19 protein-coding genes, 16 tRNA genes and 2 rRNA genes are annotated in these 23,389 nt (G+C 46.4%); 36 read left to right on the top strand and 1 reads right to left on the bottom strand.

Translation table 11 applies throughout. From position 1 onward, the window contains the following. Positions 1–2: 2 nt before the first annotated feature. From NST40_RS27055 to NST40_RS26975, 17 genes are all read left to right on the top strand, one after another. Positions 3–632, top strand: coding sequence for an MBL fold metallo-hydrolase (locus NST40_RS27055; RefSeq protein WP_076208640.1), 630 nt, complete (start codon positions 3–5; stop codon positions 630–632). Positions 633–1,178: 546 nt separating this feature from the next. Beyond that, positions 1,179–1,724, top strand: a complete 546-nt coding sequence (gene sigY / locus NST40_RS27050) for an RNA polymerase sigma factor SigY (RefSeq protein WP_076219278.1) — start codon at positions 1,179–1,181, stop codon at positions 1,722–1,724. After that, positions 1,711–2,040, top strand: coding sequence for a YxlC family protein (locus NST40_RS27045; RefSeq protein ID WP_076128645.1), 330 nt, complete (start codon positions 1,711–1,713; stop codon positions 2,038–2,040). Before sigY ends, NST40_RS27045 begins: the two co-directional genes overlap by 14 nt. Further along, on the top strand, positions 2,037–2,252 hold the full coding sequence (locus NST40_RS27040; RefSeq protein ID WP_076128644.1) for a hypothetical protein: 216 nt from the start codon (positions 2,037–2,039) through the stop codon (positions 2,250–2,252). Before NST40_RS27045 ends, NST40_RS27040 begins: the two co-directional genes overlap by 4 nt. A 52-nt stretch (positions 2,253–2,304) precedes the next feature. Beyond that, positions 2,305–2,496 carry a PLDc N-terminal domain-containing protein gene (locus NST40_RS27035; RefSeq protein WP_036680175.1) on the top strand — a complete coding sequence of 64 codons (192 nt, stop codon included), beginning with the start codon at positions 2,305–2,307 and terminating at the stop codon, positions 2,494–2,496. Then, entirely contained in the window at positions 2,496–3,410 is a 915-nt protein-coding gene (locus tag NST40_RS27030) for an ABC transporter ATP-binding protein (protein ID WP_076128642.1), read from the top strand. The genes NST40_RS27035 and NST40_RS27030 overlap by 1 nt, the downstream gene beginning before the upstream one ends. Beyond that, positions 3,407–4,177, top strand: coding sequence for an ABC transporter permease subunit (locus NST40_RS27025; RefSeq protein WP_076128640.1), 771 nt, complete (start codon positions 3,407–3,409; stop codon positions 4,175–4,177). The genes NST40_RS27030 and NST40_RS27025 overlap by 4 nt, the downstream gene beginning before the upstream one ends. Positions 4,178–4,324: 147 nt before the next feature. Further along, the gene (locus tag NST40_RS27020; protein ID WP_036680170.1) at positions 4,325–4,708 is read left to right on the top strand and encodes a hypothetical protein; all 384 of its coding nucleotides are present in this window, start codon (positions 4,325–4,327) and stop codon (positions 4,706–4,708) included. A gap of 254 nt (positions 4,709–4,962) precedes the next feature. Continuing rightward, on the top strand, positions 4,963–5,460 hold the full coding sequence (locus tag NST40_RS27015; RefSeq protein ID WP_036680329.1) for a sigma-70 family RNA polymerase sigma factor: 498 nt from the start codon (positions 4,963–4,965) through the stop codon (positions 5,458–5,460). 24 nt (positions 5,461–5,484) lie between these two features. After that, a complete protein-coding gene (locus tag NST40_RS27010; protein ID WP_342410166.1) occupies positions 5,485–6,657 on the top strand; it encodes a DUF4179 domain-containing protein in 1,173 nt (390 codons plus the stop codon). Between the two features lie 156 nt (positions 6,658–6,813). After that, the gene (gene gatC, locus NST40_RS27005; RefSeq protein ID WP_036680166.1) at positions 6,814–7,101 is read left to right on the top strand and encodes an Asp-tRNA(Asn)/Glu-tRNA(Gln) amidotransferase subunit GatC; all 288 of its coding nucleotides are present in this window, start codon (positions 6,814–6,816) and stop codon (positions 7,099–7,101) included. A 27-nt stretch (positions 7,102–7,128) separates the two neighbouring features. Beyond that, positions 7,129–8,586, top strand: a complete 1,458-nt coding sequence (gatA, locus tag NST40_RS27000) for an Asp-tRNA(Asn)/Glu-tRNA(Gln) amidotransferase subunit GatA (protein WP_076128638.1) — start codon at positions 7,129–7,131, stop codon at positions 8,584–8,586. A 23-nt stretch (positions 8,587–8,609) separates the two neighbouring features. Then, a complete protein-coding gene (gene gatB / locus NST40_RS26995; RefSeq protein WP_172628862.1) occupies positions 8,610–10,043 on the top strand; it encodes an Asp-tRNA(Asn)/Glu-tRNA(Gln) amidotransferase subunit GatB in 1,434 nt (477 codons plus the stop codon). Positions 10,044–10,165: 122 nt separating this feature from the next. Beyond that, entirely contained in the window at positions 10,166–10,636 is a 471-nt protein-coding gene (locus NST40_RS26990) for a GNAT family N-acetyltransferase (protein WP_076277159.1), read from the top strand. A gap of 45 nt (positions 10,637–10,681) precedes the next feature. Next, complete coding sequence (locus NST40_RS26985) at positions 10,682–12,583, top strand: DUF4097 family beta strand repeat-containing protein (RefSeq protein WP_342410165.1); 1,902 nt, start codon at positions 10,682–10,684, stop codon at positions 12,581–12,583. Between the two features lie 126 nt (positions 12,584–12,709). Further along, positions 12,710–13,141 carry a peroxide-responsive transcriptional repressor PerR gene (perR, locus tag NST40_RS26980; RefSeq protein ID WP_036680160.1) on the top strand — a complete coding sequence of 144 codons (432 nt, stop codon included), beginning with the start codon at positions 12,710–12,712 and terminating at the stop codon, positions 13,139–13,141. A gap of 210 nt (positions 13,142–13,351) precedes the next feature. Continuing rightward, positions 13,352–15,073: a glycosyl hydrolase family 18 protein gene (locus tag NST40_RS26975; protein ID WP_076193678.1), complete on the top strand. Its 1,722-nt coding sequence runs from the start codon at positions 13,352–13,354 to the stop codon at positions 15,071–15,073. 117 nt (positions 15,074–15,190) lie between these two features. Here NST40_RS26975 and NST40_RS26970 read toward each other — a convergent pair whose 3' ends face one another. Then, positions 15,191–15,556: a DUF2614 family zinc ribbon-containing protein gene (locus NST40_RS26970; RefSeq protein ID WP_036680151.1), complete on the bottom strand. Its 366-nt coding sequence runs from the start codon at positions 15,554–15,556 to the stop codon at positions 15,191–15,193. A gap of 127 nt (positions 15,557–15,683) precedes the next feature. Between NST40_RS26970 and NST40_RS26965 the strand changes: the two genes are divergently transcribed. The 19 genes from NST40_RS26965 to NST40_RS26875 all read left to right on the top strand — a co-directional run bounded on the left by NST40_RS26965 (position 15,684) and on the right by NST40_RS26875 (position 23,315). Further along, the gene (locus NST40_RS26965; RefSeq protein ID WP_076128632.1) at positions 15,684–16,562 is read left to right on the top strand and encodes a nucleotidyltransferase-like protein; all 879 of its coding nucleotides are present in this window, start codon (positions 15,684–15,686) and stop codon (positions 16,560–16,562) included. 424 nt (positions 16,563–16,986) lie between these two features. After that, positions 16,987–18,544 (top strand): 16S ribosomal RNA (locus tag NST40_RS26960). 262 nt (positions 18,545–18,806) lie between these two features. Further along, positions 18,807–21,732, top strand: a 23S ribosomal RNA gene (locus NST40_RS26955). The 16S and 23S rRNA genes sit together here with 16 tRNA genes alongside, the layout of an rRNA operon. 60 nt (positions 21,733–21,792) lie before the next feature. Then, positions 21,793–21,868, top strand: a tRNA-Asn gene (locus NST40_RS26950). A 3-nt stretch (positions 21,869–21,871) separates the two neighbouring features. Next, positions 21,872–21,964, top strand: a tRNA-Ser gene (locus NST40_RS26945). A gap of 18 nt (positions 21,965–21,982) precedes the next feature. Continuing rightward, positions 21,983–22,057, top strand: a tRNA-Glu gene (locus NST40_RS26940). A gap of 55 nt (positions 22,058–22,112) precedes the next feature. Further along, a tRNA-Val gene (locus tag NST40_RS26935) sits at positions 22,113–22,188 on the top strand. Positions 22,189–22,205: 17 nt separating this feature from the next. Next, positions 22,206–22,282: transfer RNA gene (locus NST40_RS26930), tRNA-Met, on the top strand. A 25-nt stretch (positions 22,283–22,307) separates the two neighbouring features. After that, positions 22,308–22,385, top strand: a tRNA-Asp gene (locus tag NST40_RS26925). 10 nt (positions 22,386–22,395) lie between these two features. Beyond that, positions 22,396–22,471, top strand: a tRNA-Phe gene (locus tag NST40_RS26920). A 28-nt stretch (positions 22,472–22,499) separates the two neighbouring features. Next, positions 22,500–22,575, top strand: a tRNA-Thr gene (locus NST40_RS26915). A 5-nt stretch (positions 22,576–22,580) separates the two neighbouring features. Beyond that, positions 22,581–22,666: transfer RNA gene (locus NST40_RS26910), tRNA-Tyr, on the top strand. Between the two features lie 6 nt (positions 22,667–22,672). After that, positions 22,673–22,746, top strand: a tRNA-Trp gene (locus NST40_RS26905). Positions 22,747–22,769: 23 nt separating this feature from the next. Continuing rightward, positions 22,770–22,845: transfer RNA gene (locus NST40_RS26900), tRNA-His, on the top strand. 43 nt (positions 22,846–22,888) lie between these two features. After that, positions 22,889–22,964: transfer RNA gene (locus NST40_RS26895), tRNA-His, on the top strand. A 19-nt stretch (positions 22,965–22,983) separates the two neighbouring features. Continuing rightward, positions 22,984–23,058 (top strand) — tRNA-Gln (locus NST40_RS26890). Positions 23,059–23,064: 6 nt separating this feature from the next. Next, positions 23,065–23,139: transfer RNA gene (locus tag NST40_RS26885), tRNA-Gly, on the top strand. A 9-nt stretch (positions 23,140–23,148) separates the two neighbouring features. Next, positions 23,149–23,222, top strand: a tRNA-Cys gene (locus tag NST40_RS26880). 14 nt (positions 23,223–23,236) lie between these two features. Then, positions 23,237–23,315 (top strand) — tRNA-Leu (locus tag NST40_RS26875). Positions 23,316–23,389 lie beyond the last annotated feature (74 nt).

Here is a 23,389-nt window from a genome sequence, read left to right as displayed (position 1 = left end):
CAATGCTAAATATACGTTCGTTTAATTTAGGTCCGCTTCAGACCAATGCCTACTTGCTGACAGGTGCGGATCCAACGAAGGGTATCATTATTGATCCCGGTATGAATCCTGCGGCATTAGTGCGGAGTATTGAAGGGATGGAGATCGAGGCTATTTTGCTGACCCATGCGCACTTTGACCATATGGGCGGCGTAGACGAAATTCGTAAAGCTAAGAAATGCCCTGTTTATTTACATCCACTAGAGAGTGAATGGCTCAGCAGCCCTAAGCTGAATGGTTCATTGATGTGGCCTGATGTTTCACCTCCTTTGACTACAGATCCTGCAGAGTATGATCTGGCAGAAGGACAAGTTCTGCAATTCATCGGACATACCTTCCGCGTGTACCATACACCTGGGCACTCTCCGGGCAGTGTCAGCTTCCTATGCGGGAATGATTTATTCTCTGGAGATGTGCTGTTTAAAATGGGAGTTGGGCGCACCGATTTGCCTGGTGGCAGGGAACGTGATTTGTTCGATTCTATTCGTGGCAAGCTGTACAAAATGGATGATGAAGTGAAGGTTTATCCAGGTCATGGCTCCCGAACAACCATCGGTTTTGAAAAAGTTCGTAACCCTTATATCCCTCAATAAACAATCATTCTAGTAGAACTGACAAGAATCGAGGAATTTTTGATAGACAAAGGGATACAAAAGGACTACAATATTGTTAATTAAATGTAACATTAACCTCGCGAAGCACGCAGACTGCGGAATTAATCCCGGTTTGCGTTCTTTTTTTTGTCTACATATAGGTTTAAAAGCATGGGGGGAAATAGATTGGAGAAGAATATATATTACCCGTTGGATTACGGATGGTATGACTCCAAGGAGAAATGGACTAGTTTTTGCAGCAGTAAATGCCGATGTTTTTCAGAATGTTCTGGAAAGGGCGGTTTTTGTACTTCCATCGAACGCAGGGACATACAATCTGAGAATAAGGATGGGAGAATACCAGTGAATTCAGGAGGCGAGCCTAGAAGAACGCCTCTATTTTGGCATTTCCCTGCTGAAGCAGGATTGCTTCAGCCATGGCGGCGTAAGCTCTGGGAGCTCAAAAAATAAAATTAAAGCGCATTGAACGAATCACTATACATAATCGTATTACAAATAAGAACGAAATCCTGAATGGAGGGGCAGATGAGCGATCAGGCGCTGGATAAAATCAGACGGGCACAGCAGGGAGATACTTCAGCACTGTCTTCACTGCTGCGAGAACATTATACTTTTCTGTTCAAATATCTACTCAAAGTGACTATGGATCCGTTGCTGGCAGAGGATCTTGTACAGGACACGATGGTCAGATGTATGGAAAAAATCAATACCTATAACGGTTCTTCTTCGTTCTCCTCTTGGTTAATTACGATAGCCACCAGAATATTTATCGATCGAAAGCGGCGCTGGAAACGTGAGGCAGAATGGAAGAAACGGGAACAGCAGGCGCAGGGCACCCGTTCGATTCGTTGGCGGTTTGAGAGCAGGGGGGAAGAATGGAGTGAAGTACTTGATTCCATTTCCAAGCTACCCTCTGCTCAGAGGGTAGCTGTGCTGCTGAAGCATTATTATGGCTATAGCTATGAAGAAATCGGTGTGATCATGCAAATTCCTTCTGGCACGGTCAAATCGCGTGTGTCCCTTGGTCTTAACCAATTGCGAAAGGAGCTGAATGAGGATGGAGAAGGATAAGGAGCCAGAACTGTATTTGCACAAGCTTACTGAAGAGCTTGAACGTTTGGATGCGCAATATGATGACCTCACCCCACCTTCGTTACAGGAACTGGAGTGGTTAATGGCTGATGCAGCTGTGCAGAGAAAGAGAAGGGAACGCAAAGAACTACTGTTATTCTGGGGGGTCTCATTGATCCTGATCTGCGCATTTTTATCCATTCTCACTTCTGCACCCATGATCTATTGGATTATTCAGGCGATCATTCCTATTGTAGGACTGGGTGGCTTAGGGATCGCCAGGATCAGAAGAAATAGAGAAGGTGTACAAGAATGAATGAGCTGCAGGATGTGCCTCTTTGGTTGTGGTTTGGCATAGCAGTAGCGTTAATGCTGCAGGGGACCTTACTGTTCCGGGATGCAAGACGGCGCGGGAAAAAAGCTTGGTTCTGGGGATTGTGGGCGATTACTACAGTTCCGTCACCCGCATTAGTCTACTTACTTGTTGTTATTCTTCCTGAGCGACGTAGACGGAATAAGCAGTTGTGAAGCTTTAGTAAGAAGCTCGTTCCTTTCATCCTATTACAAGGAGTGGTACTTCATGGAAGAGGTAAAATGGGGTTTAATCATGCCGTTAATTATTCTGCAGGCTTTGCTTGCTATTATTGGTCTGATATCTCTGGCCAAAGCGGATAACGTTCGTGGTCCAAAATGGATGTGGATTATTATCATTATTTGCGGAAATATATTAGGCAGCGTAGCTTATTTCACAATAGGAAGGAAAGATGTCTGATGTCACTCCTTCAAGTTAAGAATTTGCGCAAAAGCTATGGGGCGCATATTTCCGTAAATGATATAAGCTTTGAAATTGAGAAAGAACGGTGCGTCGCTTTACTGGGGCCTAACGGTGCTGGGAAAACGACCACACTTCGTATGCTGGCAGGGCTGCTAGAACCCACCTCTGGAATGATTTCATTTGAGGGGAGCCGTCCTGGAGCCGAATATCGCAGAGGATTAGGATATGTGCCACAGTCCCCAGCTTTTTATGGGTGGATGACTGGACATGAATATGTTGTTTTCGCTGCAAAGCTTAGTGGAATGGGAACTAAAGACGCAACCAGCAGGGCATTGGAATCGCTTGAGCGTGTAGGGCTTAAAGGTGATGCTCGTCGCCGGATTGGTGGATACTCCGGTGGGATGAAGCAGCGGCTGGGTCTGGCTCAGGCGCTTGTGCACCGGCCTCGTCTGCTGTTGCTTGATGAGCCTGTATCTGCACTTGATCCGATTGGCCGCAGAGAAGTAATGGGACTGCTGCGGGAGATACGTGAAGAGACAACTGTAGTTTTTTCTACACATGTGCTGCATGATGCAGAAGAAATTTGCGATGATATTATTTTAATGAATCAGGGCTTGATTGCTGAGAAGGGGTCTTTATCACAGCTGCGTACACAATACAGCCTTCCTGTTATTCGTTTACGTACAGAGAAGCAAGAAAAAGCTATTCAGTGGCTGGAGTCTCTTGCTGCCAAACCGTTTGTACTAGAGACTCAGTTGTTCGGAGATCAGGCAATTTTTAATGTGAACGATGTAGACATGGCCCGATGGACGATTCTGCAAGAAGCGGCGCAGCTCGAAATTCCATTACTGCAATTTGAAGCGGGTTCTTCCACGTTAGAGGATTTATTTATGAAGGTGGTGGGAGTATGAGAAGCGCCTGGGTCCTTTATCGCAAAGAAATGCTCGAAATGGCTCGCAGTTATAAGTTAATCTGGATACCTGTCGTTTTTATCCTATTAGGTATTATGCAGCCGTTAACTACTTATTATTTGCCGGAAATATTAAAAGCTTCAGGTGATGTTCCCCCAGGTCTGCTAGAGGGGTATGAAATACCGAGTGCCGCAGCTGTGATGGCGCAATCTCTGGGACAGTACGGAACGATCGGAATGTTAGTATTGGCGCTTGGCGCGATGAATGTTTTAGCCGGTGAGCGCTATAGCGGAACTATGGAATTAATTCTGGTAAGGCCGGTTTCTCCAGCCGCAATAGTGTTCGCTAAATGGGCAGCGCAGCTGACCCTGTTGATCGTTGCTCTAGGATTAGGTGCAGCGGGGGCGGCTTACTACACGGAGCAGTTGATTGGTTCACTATCTTGGGGAGATGTCATCGCAGCTTCTGGAGTATATGGATTGTGGCTGTTATGTGCTGTCTCAGCTACGTTGTTGTTTAGTGGATTTTTAAAATCTCCAGTTGCCGCCTTTTTAGCATTGGCGCTAATGGCAGGATTATCATTAGGCCAAAGCTTATTACCTTCATGGTTTGAATGGGCACCTGCGGGTCTTTCCGGGTTATCGGCTGGAATTCTTATGGCTGGAGAAGGCTTCAGGGTTGGACCCTATCTTTCAGCAGCTATTTTGATCTTGATTTGTTTAGTGGGTGCTGCACTTTTGACAAGGAAGAATAACTTACCCGCTTGAACCATAAGTTATATTTTTATTAAATATAGTATATTTTCATAGAATTTGTAGGATCGGCCAGCCTTCAACTAGACAGTTCTATCTTTTTTTAGTAGACTGTTGAAACAAGCAAAATCTTGAAAGATTTTGGGGTTAGGAGGTAGGGCGATGCTGCGTTTAGGAGAGAAGATTGTCATTGTTGCGGACGCTTTCGAGCAGAGTCTTCCTATCGGGGAATACGGCTACCTAATTGCTTACGACCGCAATCCCGATAATGCGTTTGACTATGTTATTCGTGTACCAGAGGCTAATAGGAACTTTTATGTTCCGGCTGAGGACATTGAGGCGGAAGAACATTTATTAGTAGCTGAGGCTGAGAGAGCAACGCATGAAGCGTTGATTGATTATGCTTTGTCCACGTACAATGAGAAGCTGTTCCATCATTTGATGAACGGTGAAGATATGGATATAGAAGAGACGGAATCAACGTCAAGCGAAAGCATGTCCCAAGCGGATTTCATCAAACAAGTGAATCTTCGAGCTTGGATTTAAGGAAGGCCGGCGCAAGCCGGCTTTTTTGTTTTGTCATAAAAAGTATTTCCCCCACATTAATCCTCTGAATTTACACATCATTTTCAAAATCTTTTCTTTTATTCCTTCTTTATAGTTTCGAAAGTTTGTTTTTATTTTTTTGGTATACAACCAATCTCCTGTTTTATGTATCTAAATTATTGAGAGCCGAATACGAGAATGCAGATCTGCGGTATAGGCGTTTTAACTTAAATAAAGGAGAACCTCAAGTGAAGATGATCACCGCTGTTCAAAAAGCGAGAAATGGCGATAAAGAAGCGTTTATCCAGCTATGCCGGCAGATTGAACCTGAAATGTACGGCATGGCCCGATCTATTTTGGGCAGGGACGAGGAATGTGCAGATGCCATGCAGGAAGCCACCCTAAAGGCTTACCGGTCTATCCATGGATTGCGGCAACCAGAATTTTTCAAGACATGGATGCTTCGCATCCTTATAAATGAATGTCATAAGCTCCAACGCAAGCGGACAAATATTGTGGAGTTTGGAGATCCCCTTACTGCTTTGGAATGCCATTCTTCCGGTGCAGAATATGAGAAAATTGAGCTGCGGGAAGCAGTGGAACGATTGGATACTTCGCTCCAGACCGTGATATCGCTGCATTATTTTCAGGACATGCCCGTTAAGCAAATTGCCGATCTTCTGAATATTTCCGAAACGGCAGTCAAATCGCGCCTCTACAGAGCAAGAAAAAACTTATTGAATGGATTCTAATGATATTTAGAAAGGATGGAACAGATGAAGAAGAGAACAGCGCAAGAGCTTGAATTGCTTTTGAAAGATATGGACATCCTCCCGGCAAATGAGCTTCCCTCTATGATTCGCCAACGTCAAGAGGATACGTATACAATGCTGGATCATGTGAAGATAAAGAGATCCACGCACAAATTTCGTAATGTTAAGAGGACAGCACTTGGCTTCGGGGCAGCTCTTGTTTTGGGGGTTATCGTGCTTGGAAGCGGCTTTACTTCTCCCGCATTGGCTAGGTCGCTGGAACGTATTCCGTTAGTCAATAGTATTTTTGAGCTCGCAGGTGATATGGGACTTCAAGCGGCGAGTCGCCAAGGCTTAACGACTGCAGTTGATACCAGTGGCCAGGTTCAAGATGTTATTATCCGTGCTAATGAAGTTATATATGACGGCACACGGCTTTCTGTAGCGTTGAAACTTGAAGGTGAAGATGAAGAGGGAGTATTCAGTGGAGACATTCAGGATTTGCAGGTATTTATTGATGGACAGCCTTTAAACGCTGCTGGGGAGGAAGAAGAGGATTCTTTTAAACACAATATTGGCCTTATCCTTTCTCCGGGAGTAGATGAACAATCGTTGATTTTGCAATTTTCAGAGAAATCCTATGATGAGGGAGGCATTACTTTACCAGAGCAGTTCCAAATGACAGTAAAAGGTCGTCTGTCCGGAATTGATGATGATTTTCAAATTGAAATTCCTGTGAAAAAGGATATGAGTCATAATATTGTTCAGCAACCCGGAATCAGTCAAACTTACAATGATGTAACGACCACAGTGGAGAAGATTACACAGACTCCGGCAACTACACAAATACGGATGAGTGCGGTAGCCCTCGAGGGTATTCCTTATACTTATCTGACAGATACCAACAACCTGGCATTAAATTATGAAGTCTATGATGATAAAGGTAACTTGTTGCAATATGTAAACGGCAGCAATGGTTGGTCGGATTCGAAAAAGATAGATGACACAATCCATTATAGTCTTAAAGAGGATGTTAATATTGTACCGCTGCCCAAGGATGTAAAAGCACTGACAATCAAAACCTTTCTCTACAAATATACTGGAGAGGGTAGTGAAAAACGAAATTTGCTAGACAATAATGGATACCCGGCAGTCGAATATATTCCGCAGTTGGAAATGACAATACCTATATATTGATGAACGATACGCTCCTTTAAAATGTGTAGGAATCCCCTTCACTTTGATAAAGGAGCGTTTGTTTTACAGCCCATCATTGAATTGTCCAAGCTTCTACAATATAATTAAAAACGTTATCCGGGCGCTTTAGCCCTTTAAACAGGAGGGATTTTTCTTATGAGCATTACCGTTAAAGATGTGCAGCATGTGGCCAAGCTGGCTCGTCTGCAGCTGAGCCCGGAAGAAGAGGCAACCTTTACAGAACAAATGAATGCTATTTTACAATATGCCGAGAAATTAAATGAGCTAGATACGGAGAATGTAAAGCCGACCACGCATGTGCTGCAAGTCAGCAATGTAATGCGGGAGGATGTTGTGAAGGATAGCCTTACGCAAGAGGAAGCACTTCTTAACGCTCCAGATGATGAAGACGGACATTTCAAGGTTCCAGCTGTTTTGGAATAACTACATAATTAGAAAGGGGGAAGAATCTTGAGCCTGTTTCAAAATCGATTGCCTGAAGTACACCGCATGTTAACTGCTAAAGAGGTATCGGTCAGTGAACTGACTGAAGAATCGCTGGCGATTATCGCTGAGCGGGATAAGAACGTAAATGCATTTTTGACCTTGAATGAGGAGGGCGCTCGTAGCACTGCACGCGCTTTGGACGACAAACTGGCATCCGGAGCAGCACGTGGGTTGCTGTTTGGTCTTCCTGCTGGAATCAAGGATAATATTGTAACTAAAGGCCTGCGCACAACTTGTGCCAGCCAATTTTTGAGCGACTTCCAGCCGATTTATAACGCTACTGTAGCTTCTAAACTGCAGCAAGCAGATGCCGTAACGATCGGTAAATTAAATATGGATGAATTCGCAATGGGCGGATCTAATGAGAACTCAAGCTTTGGTCCTGTACGCAATCCTTGGGATTTAGAGCGTGTGCCCGGCGGTTCCAGTGGCGGATCTGCAGCAGCAGTAGCTGCGGGCGAAGTGTTCTTCTCACTAGGTTCGGATACTGGGGGTTCCATCCGCCAGCCAGCTTCCTATTGTGGTGTTGTAGGTCTCAAACCTACTTACGGTCTTGTATCACGTTACGGGCTGGTAGCCTTTGCCTCCTCACTAGATCAGATTGGACCATTAACACGTAATGTAGAGGATTCTGCCTATGTGCTTCAAGCAATTGCTGGTTATGATGCCCAAGACTCTACTTCGGCTAAAGTAGAAATTCCTGATTATTTGAGTTCACTTACTGGTGATGTTTCCGGACTTCGCATTGCTGTTCCTAAGGAATACCTGGGAGCAGGTGTCGATGCTTCTGTGCGTGAGACAGTTTTGTCTGCACTTAAAGTGCTGGAAGGAATGGGTGCTGTCTGGGAGGAAGTTTCATTACCACATACGGAATACGCAGTAGCAGCTTATTATTTGCTGTCCTCTTCGGAAGCTTCATCTAACCTCGCGCGTTTTGACGGTGTGCGTTATGGCGCACGTGTAGATGAAGGCGGAGGATTGCTTGATCTATATCTTAATTCCCGCAGCCGCGGCTTTGGCCCTGAGGTTAAACGTCGTATTATGTTGGGTACTTATGCACTCAGCTCCGGGTATTACGATGCTTACTATTTAAAAGCACAAAAGGTGCGTACTTTGATTAAACAGGACTTTGATGACATCTTTAAAAAATATGATGTGGTCATCGGCCCAACAGCACCAACGACAGCATTCAAATTGGGTTCACAGACTGAAGATCCGCTGACCATGTATCTGAACGATATTCTCACGATTCCTGTAAGCTTGGCGGGTATTCCGGCCGTGAGTGTTCCTTGTGGTTTTGCGGAAGGCATGCCTGTAGGTCTGCAAATTATCGGTAAGGAATTTGACGAGAGCACGATTTTGCGTGTCGCTCATGCTTTTGAACAAAATACAGATCATCACAAGCAGCGTCCACAGCTGTAGTAAAGGAGGGAATGGGATTACTTATGTCTAAATACGAAACGGTCATCGGCTTGGAAGTTCACGTAGAGCTTCATACCAACTCCAAAATCTTTTGCGGATGCTCCACTGAATTTGGAGCCCCACCTAACACTCATACCTGTCCTGTCTGCTTGGGTCACCCCGGCGTATTGCCAGTGCTCAACAAACAAGCGGTAGAATACGCTATGAAAGCAGCGATGGCGCTGAATTGCACCATTGGTGATGTTAGCAAATTCGACCGCAAGAACTATTTTTACCCGGATTCACCAAAAGCTTATCAGATTTCACAATTTGATCAGCCTATCGGCCTGAACGGTTGGATCGACATTGAAGTTAACGGAGAGACCAAACGGATCGGCATTACTCGTCTTCATTTGGAAGAGGATGCAGGTAAGCTTACGCACGTAGATGGCGGTTTTGCCTCGCTAGTCGATTTTAACCGGGTGGGAACACCGCTTATCGAAATCGTATCCGAACCTGATCTGCGCTCCCCTGAGGAAGCTCGTGCTTATCTGGAGAAAATCCGTGCGATTATGCAGTATTGTGACGTATCCGATGTCAAGATGGAAGAAGGATCGATGCGCTGTGACGCGAACATCAGTCTACGCCCAGAAGGACAAGAGGAATTCGGCATTAGAGCAGAGCTTAAGAACATGAACTCCTTCCGCGGTGTATTGCGTGGACTGGAGTATGAACAATATCGTCAGGCTGAGATCCTGGATGATGGTGGAGTTGTTGTGCAGGAGACTCGCCGCTGGGATGAAGCACAAGGGAAAACATTATCGATGCGCGGGAAAGAAGAAGCGCATGATTATCGTTACTTCCCGGACCCGGACTTGATCGTTCTGCATATTGATGATGCTTGGAAAGAATCCATTCGTTCAACGATTCCAGAACTTCCGGATGCCCGGAAAGCACGTTATAGCGAGGAACTGGGCCTGACAGCTTATGATGCAGGCGTCATTACATCCTCTAAACTGTTAGCGGACTTTTTCGAAGGGTGTCTTGCCTATACGCAGGATGCCAAGGCTGTAGCTAACTGGATTATGGGTGACTTGCTTGCCTATTTGAATGGTAATAATCTGGAGTTGTCGCAGGTACAAATTACACCACAAGGGTTAGGCGAGATGATCGGGCTGATTGCAGCCGGAACCATCAGCAGCAAAATCGCTAAAACAGTATTTAAAGAAATGCTAGAGAGCGGTAAACTGCCAGCTGTTATCGTTGAGGAAAAAGGTCTAGTGCAGATCAGCGATGAAGGTGCCATTAAAGGGATAGTGGAAGCAGTCGTAGCCGCCAATCCGCAATCAGTGGAAGATTATAAAGCGGGTAAACAGAAAGCAATCGGCTTCCTGGTCGGACAAGTCATGAAAGAAAGTAAAGGTAAGGCGAATCCGGGTCTTGCTAATAAACTTCTCATTGAGGTATTGAGCAGCTAAACGCTTGTCGTCTGTAAAAGGACGCCAGCGGCGTTTATAATTGGGGTAATATACTTATGTAATAAGCTAAGGGCTTGTCGGCAACGGCAGGCCCTTAGCGGCATATAAGGGGACTGGTTAGGATGAATACAATTAACAAGCTAAATCTGCAGGATGAAAGCACCGTTAATGAATTATGGAGTCTTCAGCATAAGGCCTATAGACTGGAAGCTGAACTTATAGGCTTTCGTGAAATACCACCTCTGATGGAGACGAGAGAAATGCTCAGCCGCTCTAAAGAGGGTTTTTATGGCTGCTTCGATAAAGATGAGGAACTAATGGGTGCTGTTGCTGTAGAGGAAGAATCTCCTGGAAAATTGACGATTACACGAATGATGGTGGGGCCGGACTTTTTTCGTAGAGGTATCGCTAGCCATCTTTTGGAATATGTATTTGAGCATTTTGCAGGGATGGAGCAATTCATTGTGTCGACAGGCAAAAAGAATACACCTGCCGTTTCGTTGTACAGTAAACATGGTTTTCTGCCTACCGGTGTGGAGGAAGTCGCTCCAGGAGTTGAATTGATTGAATTTCATCGGAGTGGTTCTCTTTGAAAAAAGATATTCATAGACAACTATTTACGAAAGGAGGAGTCCAAAATGAAACATGACTCTGCAATGCTCCCAGAGCAGGAAGAACTGCAAGGTTCTGTTGATATAGAGACTAAGGAAAATGAGATACAGAAGAGGATTATTCCTCCGCGTCCGAAGCGGCGCCACCGCAAACGTAAATTTATTGCTGGACTGCTGGCAGCACTCATCCCTGGGACGGGGCATTTGTATTTTGGGCTTCTCCGAAAAGGGATCACCTTCATCTTTCTAATTCTTTTGGATATCTCAGCTTTATTGTATTTCTCATCCATCGGGATGCAGATCAATGTTCCACTGCTTATTTTACTTGCGCTCATTATTCCAGTGATCTATTTTTATAACGTGTATGACGTATTGCAATCAGCGGACAGGCTTCTTCGCTTCCCAGAGGATCATGATCTTGCTATTTCTGTGACCAAAGCAAACGAGGCTCCTAAACGTCGTAGTATCGTTAGCGAGCCTGGGATATCCTTTGGACTCTTATTGCTCTTAGGGGGCGCCCTGCTTATTCTGTTCCGGCAGAAACCAACATGGCTCCAGTTCTTTATTGAACATTATGCCGAAATGGCCGTGTCTGTCATTTTAGTATGCGGTGGCTTATTTATAGGAGCTAGAGAAATTGCCAGAGCAGTTGTGCAGCGTAAAGACAATGAAGCTCGCAAGCGGCGCGTGGGAAGATATACAGCTTCTGTATTATTGATAGCTATTTCTGTTCCTTTGTTTTTGGATTGGAGAGAGGGAACTGACTATATGCTTCTGCTCTTGAAGTGGTGGCCAGTCATCCCGGTGTTATGGGGGATTGAGTTCCTGCTGATGTTTATCTTCTCTAACCGTTCAGCCAAGGAAACCAGAATCAGATTGGATTTACGTGGGCTTTTATCTGCTATATTGCTAGCTGCGAGTGTATTTATTGTTGCAGAGCAAGAACATTATTTATATCTATGGAAAAATGTCAGTCTAAACCTGACGGCAGCAGCAGTGGACTATGGTGAGGCTAAAGGCAGCAAATATCAGAAAGCCCCGCTAATTGTTCCGGTGGAATTAAATACAGCCAAAATATCTATTGATAGTATTAATGGTGATATTTTATTACACCGTGCTCCAGTGGATGATATTCAAATTACAACGACAGTTTGGGTAGATCAGTTGGATGGGCCGATGGCTGAAGCTATATCAGAACAGTCCTTTGTGGACGTTGTTGAAGGGCCCAACATAAAAATCACCTCGAATAGCAAGGCCTATGGAGAATCCGGTAAACGCCAGCCACGCATGGATTTAGACATTTACTTGCCGGAGGATCGCCGCTTTAACCTCGATGTTCGCACTATGAATGGCGGGATCACGTTGCAGAATGTAGAAGCCATTGAAGACATTTCTCTGGAAACGGGGAATGGAGAGCTGATCCTTCATCGTATCTTTGGTAATGTTAAGGGAAAAACACTGAATGGAGCTGTCCGTGCCAGATCTGTTCAAGGCAGCGTTGATTTAACAACGAGCGGAGGCAATATGAATGCTTGGGATGTTACCGGTGCTTTGAAATTATCGACGGCTGTCGGCAATATTAGTGCGATCGGAAATAGCAATGATATCGATATTACTACCAAAAACGGTAATTTAGAGGTGGATGGAGCCAAATCCAAGCTACATGCCGAATCTCTAAATGGTACCATTGATGTTCGCTCTTCTGATGTCGCTGGAGATTGGGACATTTATAGCGCAGTTGGTGACATTCAATTGTATTTACCGATGTTAAGCAACTATACAGTGAATGGTTCCAGTGGATATGGTGATATTACTTCAGATTTGCCTGAACTTACAATTGATAAGAAAAAAGTATCAGGTGAAGTGGGAACCGGCGAGTTCAAGCTTCATGTTGAAGGAAATAGCAATCTAAATGTTAGGAAATATTGAAAAAAGTAATTTTTCTTATATAATAATAAATATAATGTATAGACTTCGTTGACAATATTGAAAAATCGGTCTTACAATCTTAAGAAGTATTTCTTTTATTTTTAAATTCAAAAGGCGGTGACAGTAATGGGGAGTGGAGTACAACATGCACTGGAACAATTAAAGACAACAGGTGTCCGTATAACGCCCCAGCGTCATGCGATTCTTACGTATTTGATGGAAGCAATGAATCATCCTACAGCTGACGATATATACCGGGCGCTAGAGCCGAAATTTCCGAGCATGAGCGTAGCAACTGTATATAATAATCTCAAGATGTTTATGGAAGCCGGCATGGTTCGCGAGTTGACCTACGGGGATAGTTCCAGTCGTTTTGATGCCAATGTATCTGATCATTATCATGTCATCTGTCAGCTATGCGGTAAGATTGAAGATTTTAGTTATCCTTCGCTTCATGATGTAGAGATACATGCAGAGCAGGAAACGGGCTTCAAAATTACGGGTTTGCGTATGGAATTGCATGGAGTTTGCAAATGTTGCAGAGAGAAGCAACAATAAGACAGAATACTACTGTACTTAAGGGCGTATAGCCAAGCTACACAATAAACGTGTGAAATCCGAAAGCGGAGGACTCACGTTTTTATTTTTTTCAAAATAACAAAATATAGTGAAAATGACTAACTTATACTGGTTATCCGGAACCAAGTGGATGTTATAATCGTATTGTTAGACTTAACTTAAAATCATCTAATATTTGGAGGATATATTTTGGACAGAAGATATAGACAGAAACGCGTCAAAAAGCGCGGAGGTCTTTTCCGACGCTTTTTTGGACTTTTGCTCATTGCGGCAGCAGCTTATTGGGTTGTGTTTTTTGTATTGCCAAATCGCCAGCACATCGATCCAGACTGGAAAGGCCTAGAACATCCTATCTTCGTAAAAGGAGAGCTAACAGGATATTCCGCCTCAGGGACCGGTGATAGCATGCTTTTACCTCTACCATTACTGCAGGAACATGTGGACTCATCTATTCGTTATGAAGAAAAGACTAAATCGGTCATCCTATCAACGGAAAGTGAACTTCTATATATGCAAGAGGATAAAACCGATGCTAGTCTGAACAATCGTCCGCTGCAGCTGCGGCTGGCACCTGAAGTTAAGGAAAAGATAACTTATCTTCCTGCGGATGTTTTAGAAGACCTGTATGGGTTTGAGATTCAAGAGGATACGACTACCGGGGCTGTGCTGTTAATGACAGCAGGGGAGACTGTACCGCTGGGGAAAGTGAAAGGTGAAGCAGGTGATAAGACAGTCGCTCTTCGCAGCGAAGCGTCGATTCACGCACCCATCGTGGCCGATATGTCCCCAGGTGCCATCGTGAGTATTTGGAATAAGGAAAATGAGGACTGGCTGTATGTGCAGTTAAGCAGCGGTTATGCGGGTTATACCAAGGCCAGTGATATTATCTCAGACGGTCAAAAGACAGTGGAACCCAAAAGCACCACTCCCTCACGGGCAGAACGAAGCTGGAAAGGGAAGTCAGTGAATTTGTATTGGGAAGCTGTTTATCAACGCAAACCTGACCCAAGTACATTCGGTGAGCTTCCGGGCGTTAACGTGGCTAGCCCGACTTGGTTCAGTATCATAGATGGTGACGGGAATGTGCGCAGTCAGGCTGATAGTGCGTATGTGCAGTGGGCCCATGAGCGCGGTTTGGAAGTATGGGGGCTGCTCAGCAATAGCTTTGAACCAGACATAACCACTGAGGCATTGTCGAGCTATGAGAAGCGGATGAACGCGATCGTACAGATCCTCGAGTATTCAGATTTATACAAGCTGGATGGAATTAATATTGACTTTGAGAATGTATATACGAAAGACGGGGAGAATGTTACACAATTTATGCGAGAGCTAAAACCTATGGCTCAAGCCAAAAACTTAATCGTCTCCATAGACGTAACCCCTAAATCCAACAGTGAGATGTGGTCAGCATTCCTTGATCGTAGAGCTCTTAATTCAGTAGTTGATTATCTTATTGTTATGGCTTATGACGAGCATTGGGCTGCTAGTCCTGTAGCGGGCTCTGTTGCGTCTCTGCCGTGGGTAGAAAGCTCGTTAAGCCGGATCATAGAGGAAGACGATGTGCCGCCTGAGAAGCTGATTCTAGGGATTCCACTGTATACTAGAATCTGGACTGAGGCCCAGGTGGATGGCAAGACCAAAGTAAGCTCTAAATCGGTTAGTATGAATGCCGTTGAAAAAATTATTAAAGAGAAGAAGCTGACCCCAACCTTTGATAAGGCAGCAGGGCAGAATTACGTTGAGTATAAGGAGGATGGCGCTCTTAAAAAAATATGGATCGAAGACAAAGTTTCTTTAAAAGCTAGAGTTGAGCTTGCTAAGTCTTTAGGGCTTGGTGGCATCGGTTCATGGAATCGCAGCTTTAGTAATCCGTCTGCGTGGGAGGCATTACAAGGGATTCATAAGTAATTATTATTTCATTCATAATAAACAAAGGGGCTCCCAATATAGGGGCCCCTTTGTTGTATTAAGCAAATGTTTGATTGCATTATAAATCGCTAGTAATAAGCTTCTGTAAGATGTGTTTTATTGATTAAGCTGCTGACTCTTAAGTTGTTCCGCAGTAATATTGGCCTCAGCTGGATCCATAGTAAGGATGGTATGGCAGAACATACAGCGGTCTGTTTTGCCCAGCATTTTGGTCAGCTTGTGACATTCAGGGCATTCCAGTTGGACTGCGCTAGTTGACAGCATCCCAGCCCAGAAATAGATTGCAAGACTTGCCATCATTGAGATTAAACCGATTACAAGACCGATTCCAGCGAATACTTTTCCAGTTGAGCCCCAAAACACGATGCCCGCCGTACCCAAAACCATAAGTCCCATTCCGAGCATTGTGAGCAGTAATCCCCATGTGCGAAAAGCGTTGATCTTAGCCGTTTTAAACTTCATGAGTGTTTGCTCCTAACTAAATATAGTTGGGTTGTCCAGAAGGAACTGTCTTTCATATGTAGAATAATAATTATAACTGAATTATAACTGACTGGACGCAAAATCGCCAAATTTAATGGAGGGAAGCATGGAATTGTCCAATGTAACTTTGTTGAGTGGAGAAACGTTTGATGAGAATGTTTTAGGAGCGGTCGTTTTGCGGCAGAATGGGGATATTCCGTTTCAAAGCGCACTTCTTCAAGATTTTGATATGGTAGTGTTAGTATTGCATGAAGAACAGGATAGAGAGCATATTGTTCGCCATACCATTGCCGGTGACCAACGGACCCAGTCAGTCCATATCGGCCTTTTTGCTTTGGAGCAGGCTGTTATGGCAGGGGATAATAACGAACTTCTTATCAGTTTGATGAGGGGGGAAGTGATCTGGGACCCCAAGGGAATACTCGAGGAAATGCGCCGCGAGATATTACAATTTGAAGGACCGATTAAGGAACGGGTCGCATTTATGGAGTTTGCTCGCTTTTTGCATATGTATGTGAAATCCAAGCGCTATATAGAGGCTGGCTTTATTATGGATGCTTACAACTGTGTATTGATAGCCTTATATCATTGGGCAAGAATAGAAGTGAGTGAAGTGGGTGCTTTCCCCGAGCCAGCTATTTGGGAGCAGGTTAAAAGCATGAATACCTCCGTTCATAAACTTTATGAGGAGTTAACGGTCAGTACTGAGACCTTAGAGCAACGTGTGGAGCTTGTGCTTCTTGCATGTGAATTTGGGATTATGTCCAAAATGACGGACTGTTGTCTATTGCTCTTTAATATTTTGAATAGCCGTAAGGAAGCATGGAGCATTAAAGAATTACTGCAGCATTCAGGTCTGAGTCAATTAGAGTCTGAACTACCCCTTGTTTTACGAAAGCTGGTTTCTCGTTCGCTAATCCGAGAGATTACATCTTGGGCTGATGTTCACGAGGGAGAAGGGCATGCGATCCGCTATACATTATAGAGATGAATTAGATACAGCAGAAGATGATTAATTATAGAGAGATGAGCAAGGATAGGGAGAGGCTGAGCACTCTCTTTTTGTTTGTTTACTAATATGAAACGCTCATATTTATTCGGAAAAATTAATGGTTGACTCTTTCCTTGTTCATGTGTTAAATTATAACTCGTCCCTCTGACACAGAGATGTGCTTTCGAAAACATTCGAAAGACAACCAAAAAAAGAAATTAAAAAAAAGGTTGACTAAAACGAGGACGCTGTGATATATTATAAAGGTCGCTGCTGAACAACACATCGACGAAATAAACAGCTTGATCTTTGAAAACTGAACAACGAGTGAGTGGGAAATCACGTAAGTGAAATCCAAATTAGAGAATTAATTTTCTCGTCAGATGTTTCAAAATGAGCATATCGCTCTTTTCAATACTAATTGGAGAGTTTGATCCTGGCTCAGGACGAACGCTGGCGGCGTGCCTAATACATGCAAGTCGAGCGGAGTTATTTTGAAAGCTTGCTTTCAAAATAACTTAGCGGCGGACGGGTGAGTAACACGTAGGCAACCTGCCCTTCAGACTGGGATAACTACCGGAAACGGTAGCTAATACCGGATAATTTCTTTTTTCTCCTGAGAGAAGAATGAAAGACGGAGCAATCTGTCACTGAGGGATGGGCCTGCGGCGCATTAGCTAGTTGGTGGGGTAACGGCCCACCAAGGCGACGATGCGTAGCCGACCTGAGAGGGTGAACGGCCACACTGGGACTGAGACACGGCCCAGACTCCTACGGGAGGCAGCAGTAGGGAATCTTCCGCAATGGGCGAAAGCCTGACGGAGCAACGCCGCGTGAGTGATGAAGGTTTTCGGATCGTAAAGCTCTGTTGCCAGGGAAGAACGTCCGGTAGAGTAACTGCTACCGGAGTGACGGTACCTGAGAAGAAAGCCCCGGCTAACTACGTGCCAGCAGCCGCGGTAATACGTAGGGGGCAAGCGTTGTCCGGAATTATTGGGCGTAAAGCGCGCGCAGGCGGCTATTTAAGTCTGGTGTTTAAACCTTGGGCTCAACCTGAGGTCGCACTGGAAACTGGGTGGCTTGAGTACAGAAGAGGAAAGTGGAATTCCACGTGTAGCGGTGAAATGCGTAGATATGTGGAGGAACACCAGTGGCGAAGGCGACTTTCTGGGCTGTAACTGACGCTGAGGCGCGAAAGCGTGGGGAGCAAACAGGATTAGATACCCTGGTAGTCCACGCCGTAAACGATGAGTGCTAGGTGTTAGGGGTTTCGATACCCTTGGTGCCGAAGTTAACACAGTAAGCACTCCGCCTGGGGAGTACGGTCGCAAGACTGAAACTCAAAGGAATTGACGGGGACCCGCACAAGCAGTGGAGTATGTGGTTTAATTCGAAGCAACGCGAAGAACCTTACCAGGTCTTGACATCCCTCTGAATCTGCTAGAGATAGCAGCGGCCTTCGGGACAGAGGAGACAGGTGGTGCATGGTTGTCGTCAGCTCGTGTCGTGAGATGTTGGGTTAAGTCCCGCAACGAGCGCAACCCTTAACTTTAGTTGCCAGCAGGTAATGCTGGGCACTCTAGAGTGACTGCCGGTGACAAACCGGAGGAAGGTGGGGATGACGTCAAATCATCATGCCCCTTATGACCTGGGCTACACACGTACTACAATGGCCGGTACAACGGGAAGCGAAGCCGCGAGGTGGAGCCAATCCCATCAAAGCCGGTCTCAGTTCGGATTGCAGGCTGCAACTCGCCTGCATGAAGTCGGAATTGCTAGTAATCGCGGATCAGCATGCCGCGGTGAATACGTTCCCGGGTCTTGTACACACCGCCCGTCACACCACGAGAGTTTACAACACCCGAAGTCGGTGGGGTAACCCGCAAGGGAGCCAGCCGCCGAAGGTGGGGTAGATGATTGGGGTGAAGTCGTAACAAGGTAGCCGTATCGGAAGGTGCGGCTGGATCACCTCCTTTCTATGGAGAATCGTTCTCTGCAATGAGAACATTCAAATCGGAAGCTAAGCTTCCAAAACTCAGGTTTAGGCCTGTTACTCACTCGTTGCTCAGTTTTGAGAGTTTAAGCTCTCAAGTAAGACTTGATCCTTGAAAACTGGATACCGAAACGAATTTGCGTTTTAGAACATCTTTTAGCAACTTGTGCAAACAAGTAAATGTTATTAGTGAGATGATTCCAAAGAGAATGTCATCGTATGATATTTTCCTGCGGAAAAATCAAGGTTAAGCTAATAAGAGCACACGGAGGATGCCTAGGCGCCAGGAGCCGACGAAGGACGTGGCGAACAACGAAACTGCCTCGGGGAGCTGTAAGCAAGCTTTGATCCGGGGGTGTCCGAATGGGGAAACCCAGCTGTGGTAATTCGCAGTTACTCATACCTGAATACATAGGGTGTGTAGAGGCAGACCAGGGGAACTGAAACATCTAAGTACCCTGAGGAAGAGAAAACAATAGTGATTCCGTCAGTAGCGGCGAGCGAACGCGGAACAGCCTAAACCTAAGAGCTTGCTCTTAGGGGTTGTGGGACGTCTCACATGGAGTTACAAAGGAATATGGTAGGTGAAGAGGTCTGGAAAGGCCCGCGATAGAGGTAAAAGCCCTGTAACCTAAACTGTATTCTCTCCGAGACGGATCCCGAGTAGTGCGGGGCACGTGAAACCCCGTATGAATCCAGCAGGACCATCTGCTAAGGCTAAATACTACCTGGCGACCGATAGTGAAACAGTACCGTGAGGGAAAGGTGAAAAGCACCCCGGAAGGGGAGTGAAATAGAACCTGAAACCGTGTGCTTACAAAAAGTCAGAGCCCTATTAATGGGTGATGGCGTGCCTTTTGTAGAATGAACCGGCGAGTTACGTTTAACATGCAAGGTTAAGCCGAGAAGGTGGAGCCGCAGCGAAAGCGAGTCTGAATAGGGCGAATTAGTATGTGGACGTAGACCCGAAACCGTGTGATCTACCCCTGTCCAGGGTGAAGGTGCGGTAACACGCACTGGAGGCCCGAACCCACGTACGTTGAAAAGTGCGGGGATGAGGTGGGGGTAGCGGAGAAATTCCAATCGAACTCGGAGATAGCTGGTTCTCCCCGAAATAGCTTTAGGGCTAGCCTCGGTATAAGAGTAGTGGAGGTAGAGCACTGATTGGGTGCGGGGTCCGCAAGGATTACCAAGCTCAGTCAAACTCCGAATGCCATATACTTATTGCCGGGAGTCAGACAGTGAGTGCTAAGATCCATTGTCAAAAGGGAAACAGCCCAGACCATCAGCTAAGGTCCCCAAGTGTGTGTTAAGTGGGAAAGGATGTGGAGTTGCACAGACAACCAGGATGTTGGCTTAGAAGCAGCCACCATTGAAAGAGTGCGTAATAGCTCACTGGTCGAGTGACTCTGCGCCGAAAATGTAACGGGGCTAAACACACCACCGAAGCTATGGCTAGATGCTTTGCATCTGGGGTAGGGGAGCGTTGTGTAGGGGTTGAAGGTGTACTGAAAAGAGCGCTGGACACTACACAAGTGAGAATGCCGGTATGAGTAACGAAAAGATCAGTGAGAATCTGATCCGCCGAAAGCCCAAGGTTTCCTGAGGAAGGCTCGTCCGCTCAGGGTAAGTCGGGACCTAAGGCGAGGCCGAAAGGCGTAGTCGAAGGACAACAGTTTGAAATTACTGTACCACCGTAATCCGCTATGAGCGATGGGGTGACGCAGGAGGGTAGTGACGCGGACTGATGGATGTCCGTCTAAGCAGTGAGGCTGATGTGTAGGCAAATCCGCACATCGATAAGGCTGGGCTGTGATGGGGAGCGAAAATTATAGTAGCGAAGGTCATGATCTCACACTGCCAAGAAAAGCCTCTAGCCAGGAGAAGGTGCCCGTACCGCAAACCGACACAGGTAGGCGAGAAGAGAATTCTAAGGCGCGCGGAAGAACTCTCGTTAAGGAACTCGGCAAAATGACCCCGTAACTTCGGGAGAAGGGGTGCCCCGGTAGTGTGAATAGCACGAGGGGGCCGCAGTGAAAAGGCCCAAGCGACTGTTTAGCAAAAACACAGGTCTGTGCGAAGCCGCAAGGCGAAGTATACGGGCTGACGCCTGCCCGGTGCTGGAAGGTTAAGGGGAGTGGTTAGGGGTAACCCGAAGCTATGAACCGAAGCCCCAGTAAACGGCGGCCGTAACTATAACGGTCCTAAGGTAGCGAAATTCCTTGTCAGGTAAATTCTGACCCGCACGAATGGCGTAACGACTTGGGCGCTGTCTCAACGAGAGATCCGGTGAAATTTTAATACCTGTGAAGATGCAGGTTACCCGCGACAAGACGGAAAGACCCCATGGAGCTTTACTGCAGCTTGATATTGAATTTGGGTACGATCTGTACAGGATAGGTGGGAGCCGTAGAAATCGGAGCGCAAGCTTCGGTGGAGGCGCCGTTGGGATACCACCCTGATCGTATCTAGGTTCTAACCTAGTACCCTTACCGGGTACGGGGACCGTGTCAGGCGGGCAGTTTGACTGGGGCGGTCGCCTCCTAAAGAGTAACGGAGGCGTTCCAAGGTTCCCTCAGAATGGTTGGAAATCATTCGCAGAGTGCAAAGGCATAAGGGAGCTTGACTGCGAGACCTACAAGTCGAGCAGGGACGAAAGTCGGACTTAGTGATCCGGTGGTACCGCATGGAAGGGCCATCGCTCAACGGATAAAAGCTACCCTGGGGATAACAGGCTTATCTCCCCCAAGAGTCCACATCGACGGGGAGGTTTGGCACCTCGATGTCGGCTCATCGCATCCTGGGGCTGAAGTAGGTCCCAAGGGTTGGGCTGTTCGCCCATTAAAGCGGTACGCGAGCTGGGTTCAGAACGTCGTGAGACAGTTCGGTCCCTATCTGTCGTGGGCGCAGGAAATTTGAGAGGAGCTGTCCTTAGTACGAGAGGACCGGGATGGACGTACCGCTGGTGCACCAGTTGTTCCGCCAGGAGCATGGCTGGGTAGCTACGTACGGACGGGATAAGCGCTGAAAGCATCTAAGCGTGAAGCCCCCCTCAAGATGAGATTTCCCAATTAGTAAGACCCCTTGAAGACGACGAGGTAGATAGGTTGGAGGTGGAAGTGCAGCAATGCATGGAGCTGACCAATACTAATCGGTCGAGGGCTTATCCTATACGTAGAATGCAGATTCGTTTCGGATTCAGTTTTCAGGCATCAAGCCTGGAATGAATATTCCCTGATAGCTCAGTTGGTAGAGCACTCGACTGTTAATCGAGTTGTCACAGGTTCGAGTCCTGTTCGGGGAGCCATATGGAGAGGTGTCCGAGTTTGGCCGAAGGAGCACGATTGGAAATCGTGTAGGCGCCACAAGCGTCTCGAGGGTTCGAATCCCTCTCTCTCCGCCACAAATTTTTAATTAGTATGGCCCGTTGGTCAAGGGGTTAAGACACCTCCCTTTCACGGAGGTAACATGGGTTCGAATCCCATACGGGTCACCAAATTTTCACTTGATTTATCCTAGTGGACTTTGGTACAATAACAATTGTTGTTTATGGAGGCTTAGCTCAGCTGGGAGAGCATCTGCCTTACAAGCAGAGGGTCGGGGGTTCGATCCCCTCAGCCTCCACCATAACACTTTCTTACTGACGCGGGGTGGAGCAGCCCGGTAGCTCGTCGGGCTCATAACCCGAAGGCCGCAGGTTCAAATCCTGCCCCCGCAACCAATTAACTTAAGCAATTATATCTTTTGGAACCGTGGTGTAGTTGGCCTAACATGCCTGCCTGTCACGCAGGAGATCGCGGGTTCGAATCCCGTCGGTTCCGCCATTTTCATCATGGCTCGGTAGCTCAGTCGGTAGAGCAGAGGACTGAAAATCCTCGTGTCGGCGGTTCGATTCCGTCCCGAGCCACCATTTATTATCACAAAAGAATGAGTGCCATGCCGGTGTAGCTCAATTGGTAGAGCAACTGACTTGTAATCAGTAGGTTGGGGGTTCAAGTCCTCTCGCCGGCACCATCCTTGGAGGATTAGCGAAGTGGCCAAACGCATCAGACTGTAAATCTGCTCACGTGAGTGTTCGGTGGTTCGAATCCATCATCCTCCACCAGTTTTTAGGGGCATAGTTTAAAGGTAGAACAACGGTCTCCAAAACCGTTGGTGTGGGTTCAATTCCTGCTGCCCCTGCCAAGTTCTTTCTAAAGTTTAATATGGCGGCCGTGGCGAAGGGGTTAACGCACCGGATTGTGGTTCCGGCATTCGTGGGTTCGAGACCCATCGGCCGCCCCATTTACTTTAAAATGAATAATGGCAACAATATCAACTTAATATGGCGACTGTGGCGAAGGGGTTAACGCACCGGATTGTGGTTCCGGCATTCGTGGGTTCGAGACCCATCAGTCGCCCCATTTTACTTTAAAATGTTATTGGGGATTAGCCAAGCGGTAAGGCAACGGACTTTGACTCCGTCACTCATAGGTTCGAATCCTATATCCCCAGCCATTTTATGCGGACGTGGCTCAGCGGTAGAGCATCGCCTTGCCAAGGCGAGGGTCGCGGGTTCGATTCCCGTCGTCCGCTCCAAGTTTTCATGGCGCCATAGCCAAGTGGTAAGGCAAAGCTCTGCAAAAGCTTTATCCCCAGTTCAAATCTGGGTGGCGCCTCCATTTAGTTCATATGTGCCGGCGTGGCGGAATGGCAGACGCGCTCGACTCAAAATCGAGTGGGAAACCGTGGAGGTTCGAGTCCTCTCGCCGGTATCTTAAAAAGGTTTGTAAGAATGCTTTTATAAGCAATCTTACAAACCTTTTTTCTTTATGTCCTTGGGTTTACA

It is taken from the genome of Paenibacillus sp. FSL R10-2778 (genome assembly GCF_038593035.1).
Taxonomy (GTDB): domain Bacteria; phylum Bacillota; class Bacilli; order Paenibacillales; family Paenibacillaceae; genus Paenibacillus_AQ; species Paenibacillus_AQ odorifer.
The sequence above is the reverse complement of the archived record's forward strand: the minus strand, read 5'-3'. Positions and strand labels throughout refer to the sequence as shown.

Coding starts and splice junctions, on each gene's coding strand:
- NST40_RS27055 (WP_076208640.1), top strand. CDS start 3: ATGCTAAATATACGTTCGTTTAATTTAGGTCCGCTTCAGACCAATGCC.
- sigY (WP_076219278.1), top strand. CDS start 1,179: ATGAGCGATCAGGCGCTGGATAAAATCAGACGGGCACAGCAGGGAGAT.
- NST40_RS27045 (WP_076128645.1), top strand. CDS start 1,711: ATGGAGAAGGATAAGGAGCCAGAACTGTATTTGCACAAGCTTACTGAA.
- NST40_RS27040 (WP_076128644.1), top strand. CDS start 2,037: ATGAATGAGCTGCAGGATGTGCCTCTTTGGTTGTGGTTTGGCATAGCA.
- NST40_RS27035 (WP_036680175.1), top strand. CDS start 2,305: ATGGAAGAGGTAAAATGGGGTTTAATCATGCCGTTAATTATTCTGCAG.
- NST40_RS27030 (WP_076128642.1), top strand. CDS start 2,496: ATGTCACTCCTTCAAGTTAAGAATTTGCGCAAAAGCTATGGGGCGCAT.
- NST40_RS27025 (WP_076128640.1), top strand. CDS start 3,407: ATGAGAAGCGCCTGGGTCCTTTATCGCAAAGAAATGCTCGAAATGGCT.
- NST40_RS27020 (WP_036680170.1), top strand. CDS start 4,325: ATGCTGCGTTTAGGAGAGAAGATTGTCATTGTTGCGGACGCTTTCGAG.
- NST40_RS27015 (WP_036680329.1), top strand. CDS start 4,963: ATGATCACCGCTGTTCAAAAAGCGAGAAATGGCGATAAAGAAGCGTTT.
- NST40_RS27010 (WP_342410166.1), top strand. CDS start 5,485: ATGAAGAAGAGAACAGCGCAAGAGCTTGAATTGCTTTTGAAAGATATG.
- gatC (WP_036680166.1), top strand. CDS start 6,814: ATGAGCATTACCGTTAAAGATGTGCAGCATGTGGCCAAGCTGGCTCGT.
- gatB (WP_172628862.1), top strand. CDS start 8,610: ATGTCTAAATACGAAACGGTCATCGGCTTGGAAGTTCACGTAGAGCTT.
- NST40_RS26990 (WP_076277159.1), top strand. CDS start 10,166: ATGAATACAATTAACAAGCTAAATCTGCAGGATGAAAGCACCGTTAAT.
- NST40_RS26985 (WP_342410165.1), top strand. CDS start 10,682: ATGAAACATGACTCTGCAATGCTCCCAGAGCAGGAAGAACTGCAAGGT.
- perR (WP_036680160.1), top strand. CDS start 12,710: ATGGGGAGTGGAGTACAACATGCACTGGAACAATTAAAGACAACAGGT.
- NST40_RS26970 (WP_036680151.1), bottom strand. CDS start 15,556: ATGAAGTTTAAAACGGCTAAGATCAACGCTTTTCGCACATGGGGATTA.
- NST40_RS26965 (WP_076128632.1), top strand. CDS start 15,684: ATGGAATTGTCCAATGTAACTTTGTTGAGTGGAGAAACGTTTGATGAG.